The sequence below is a fragment of the Paratractidigestivibacter sp. genome, from assembly GCF_052362415.1.
GTDB lineage: Bacteria > Actinomycetota > Coriobacteriia > Coriobacteriales > Atopobiaceae > Paratractidigestivibacter.
In genome coordinates this window covers 14,377-18,073 of sequence record NZ_DAWEMK010000014.1, presented here as the reverse complement: position 1 = coordinate 18,073, position 3,697 = coordinate 14,377, and the positions used below count along the sequence as shown (strand labels likewise).

Genomic DNA, 3,697 nt, shown 5'->3' with positions numbered 1-3,697 from the left:
TCCATGACGCCGGCGTCGCGGACGGCGCCGATGCGCCCGGAGAGCTCGGACGCGCCGACGGCGCAGTCGAGCACGAGCACCTTCCAGCAGGAACGGGTGAGCCAGCTCTCGAGCGCGGGCGCGCGCCCGTCGACGTAGGCCGCGCGCGAGGGCGCGAGCGCCAGCGGGGTCGCGGCCCGCAGGCTCACGAGCACCTCGTCCACGGGCACCTCCTCAGAGAGCCGCAGGTCGAAGTACTCGCACACCGAAGACGCGCCGACGGGCAGCGCCTGCGAGAACTGGATTCGCATGCGCCGGGCGAAGCCGTTGCCGATGGAGAAGGGCAGCTGCGCGCGGCGGATGCAGCGGTTGATCGTCTCGAGCACCTCGAGGTGGCCGAGGAAGGCGAGGCGGTCGCCCTTCGCGTACTCGACGCGCAGGCGCGGGAGCTCCTTGATGAGCGAGAGGTCCTGGGGCTTCGCGTCTCCCCACGGCTGGGGCCTGGCACCGCTCATTTGCGCTCCTCACAGATCACGTTCTCCACTCCCAAGGTCGGGCACACGCCGCAGCCGACGCAGCTTTCGCGCGTGCAGTCCGGCGTGGTGACGCCCTGCGCGGCGCGGCGCCACTCGCGCTGCAGAAACCCCTTCGAGACGCCGGGCGAGGTGTGGTCCCATGGAAGCCGAGCGTCCACGGGGAACTCCTCGCAGGCGATGTCCTCGAGGTCGTAGCCGCAGGCGACGGCCGCCTCGCTCCAGCGGTCGAACGAGAACTCGCTCGTCCAGGCGTCGAAGCGGCACCCGCGGCGCCATGCCTCCAGAAGGAGCTTGAACCCGTCGCGGCCCATCTTTGATATAGCCCCCTCGACGAGCGAGGTCGATGAGTCGTGGTAGTTAATCCTGACGCCGCGGTCGTTGCAGGAGTGCAGGAGCAGCTGCTGGCGCCTGCGGACCTCCGCGGGAGCGAGCTGGCCCGCCCACTGGAAGGCGGTGTAGCACTTAGGGACGAAGACGGCGACCGAGATCGTGACCGAAACGCCGCTCTTCGGGCCCTTGCCCACGACCTCGCGGCCGATCTCGAGGACGCGCTCGGCAGCGCGGACGATACCTACGACGTCCTCGTCGGTCTCGGTCGGCAGGCCCATCATGAAGTAGAGCTTGCAGCGGCGCCAGCCGTTCTCGAAGGCGTTGCGCGCGGCGCGCTCCAGGTCGTCCTCGGTCACGTTCTTGTTGATGACATCGCGGAGCCGCTGGCTGCCGGCCTCGGGCGCGAAGGTGAGGCCGCCCTTCTTTCCAGCGCCGACCGCCATGGCCATCTCGACCCCGAAGGAGTCGAGGCGCTGCGAGGGGATGGACACGCGGATGCCGCGGCCCGAGAGGTCGGCGTGCATGCGGTTGAGGATCTGGGCGCACTGGGAGTGGTCGGTGGTGGAAAGCGACGTCAGGCTGATCTCGTCGTGGCCGCTCGCGGCGAGCCCCTCCTCCCCCGCCTGCACGATCTGGTCGGCGGGGCGCTCGCGCACCGGGCGGTACGTCATGCCCGCCTGGCAGAAGCGGCAGCCGCGGGCGCAGCCGCGCAGGATCTCGAGCGAGAGACGGTCTTGGACGATACCCATGTACGGAACGATCTTCGCGGCGACGGGGGGCGTGGCGGCCAGATCGGGGATGCAGCTCTTGAGCACGACCTCGCGGGCAGGGGTCCCGGGCCTCGGCACGGCGTACCCCCAGCGGGTCGAGGTCTCGTCGACCACGATGTCGTAGAGCGAGGGCACGTAGACGCCGGGCAGCTCCGCCAGCGAACAAAGAAGATCCGCGCGCGCCATGCCCTTCTCGCGGCAGTCGCGGATGCGGGCGCAGACCTCGACGATCGACTCCTCGCCGTCGCCGAGCAGCACCGCGTCGAAGACGGGCGCCATCGGCTCACAGTTCCAGGCAGAAGGCCCGCCCGCGAGGATGATGGGGTCGTCCTCGTCGCGCCCGTCGCTCGTGAGGGCGATGCCCGCGAGGTCAAGGGCCTCGAGCACGTTCGTCCAGATGAGCTCATGGGCGAGCGTGAAGCCCACGGCGTCGAAGGACGCGAGCGGCGCGGCGCCCTCGAGCGAGAGCATGGGAACCCTTCGCTCGCGCATGAGCGCGCTCATGTCCGTCCATGGGAGGTAGGCGCGCTCGCAGCTCATGCCCGGCTGCGCGTTCACCGTGTTGTAGAGGATGGAGACGCCGAGGTTGGGCTGCCCCACCTCATAGACGTCGGCATAGCACATGCACAGGTGGAAGGGCCCGTCCTGCTCCTCGCAGGCGCCCCACTCGTGATCGAGGTAGCGGCTCGGGTGCTCCACGTGCGGAAGCAGCGGCTCGAGCAGGTGGAAGAGGTTCTCTCGCTTTGCCTTCACTCGGAGGCTCCTGACTGGTCGTCGACGGGTATCACGAGGTAGCCGGAATCGGCGCCCGTGCAGTCGGCCTCGGCTCGCGACCGCGCGCGGCGAGAAGGCGCGCAGGGAAGCGCGGAGGCGGCACGGGAGGGCTCCGGGGATGGCCCGGGCGCAGGCTCGCTGCCTTCGGGCGATGAGGCGGCTCTCCCCTGCCGGGATACCGGAGGGTCGAAGCGCGCCTGGACCGCCTTCGCCGTGGCGACGGTGCCGGCATAGCCCATGCCGGCCTTCAGCGCCCAGCCGAGCCCGGGGACGAGCCCGGCAAAGAAGCGCGCGATGGAGCGGTAGGCGAGCCCGGCGCCGAGAACGCCGCCGACCTCGACCATGCGCGAGAGCTCCACGCCCCGACCGTAGCAGGCGGCGATGTCGAGGGCGAGCTTGGCCTGGTTGATGCACATGATCGGGTAGTCGGACCCGGGGATGAGCGGGATGGCGCCCACCGCGGCGTTCTCCGCCGCGCACCGCGAGGTGAGCAGCCCCACTGCGGCGTCTCGGCAGAACGGGAAGTTCGCGGCGAGCGTCACCGGGCTGGGGACCGAGCGGGCGAGCCAGCCCGCGAGCTTGGGCGCGAGCGCGGAGGGGTCCGAGGCACTGATGAGCGCGGGGGCGCCGTCGCCCAAGGAGCCGAGCGAAGGGACGTCGAGCGCGGACTCGGCGACGATCCCGCAGGGCACGCCCGCCGAGGCGCAGCGGGACGCGATGTCAAAGACGCCCTGCTCGCCGGGCCCCACGAGCACGATGACCGCGTCGGGGTTAGACGCCGAGGCGACGGCCCCGGCAAGGCCCATGACCTCGACGATGCCCCCGGCGCGCCGAGCCGTGAGGGCGTCCTTCGCGGCGAGGGCGAGCGAGCGGTCGCAGAAGGCGCCCACGCGGACACGGACGTGTACCTCGCCGTCCATCGCGTCGAGGCTCTCCCTCCCGGCGGAAGCCACATCAAAGAGGCCCGAGAGCGGGAACCCTGAGCTTCCTTTCTTGCCATGTTCAGCGCGACGCGCCATGTGACCCTCCCCTTTGTGTCCCTACGCCGCCTTCTGGCGGTGACGCCAGACAGACTGTACCATGCCCACGGCCATGAGCTGCGAGACCATGGACGACGAGCCGAAGCTGATGAAGGGCAGCGGGATGCCCGTGATGGGCATGATGCCGATGCACATGCCGATGTTCTCGAGCACCTGGAAGGTCCACATGCCGCAGCAGCCGACGAGCAGCATCTTGCTGAAGAGGTTGTCGATCCGCGTGGCGGTGCCGAGGCCGTACTGGCTGAACTTCGGTTGCATGCCGTCCTGG

General features: G+C 70.2%; 4 protein-coding genes. All 4 read right to left on the bottom strand.

The genetic code is table 11. The features are described from left to right. Positions 1 to 494: TIGR03936 family radical SAM-associated protein (locus ACT84W_RS02710; protein ID WP_444328128.1), on the bottom strand; the 494-nt coding region annotated here is incomplete at its 3' end. After that, positions 491 to 2,368, bottom strand: coding sequence for a TIGR03960 family B12-binding radical SAM protein (locus ACT84W_RS02705; RefSeq protein WP_444328127.1), 1,878 nt, complete (start codon positions 2,366 to 2,368; stop codon positions 491 to 493). The genes ACT84W_RS02705 and ACT84W_RS02710, both read right to left, overlap by 4 nt. Then, complete coding sequence (locus tag ACT84W_RS02700) at positions 2,365 to 3,408, bottom strand: hypothetical protein (RefSeq protein ID WP_444328126.1); 1,044 nt, start codon at positions 3,406 to 3,408, stop codon at positions 2,365 to 2,367. The genes ACT84W_RS02705 and ACT84W_RS02700 overlap by 4 nt, the downstream gene beginning before the upstream one ends. 21 nt (positions 3,409 to 3,429) lie before the next feature. Further along, a partial coding sequence (locus ACT84W_RS02695; protein WP_444328125.1) for an FtsW/RodA/SpoVE family cell cycle protein occupies positions 3,430 to 3,697 on the bottom strand: 268 nt, incomplete at its 5' end.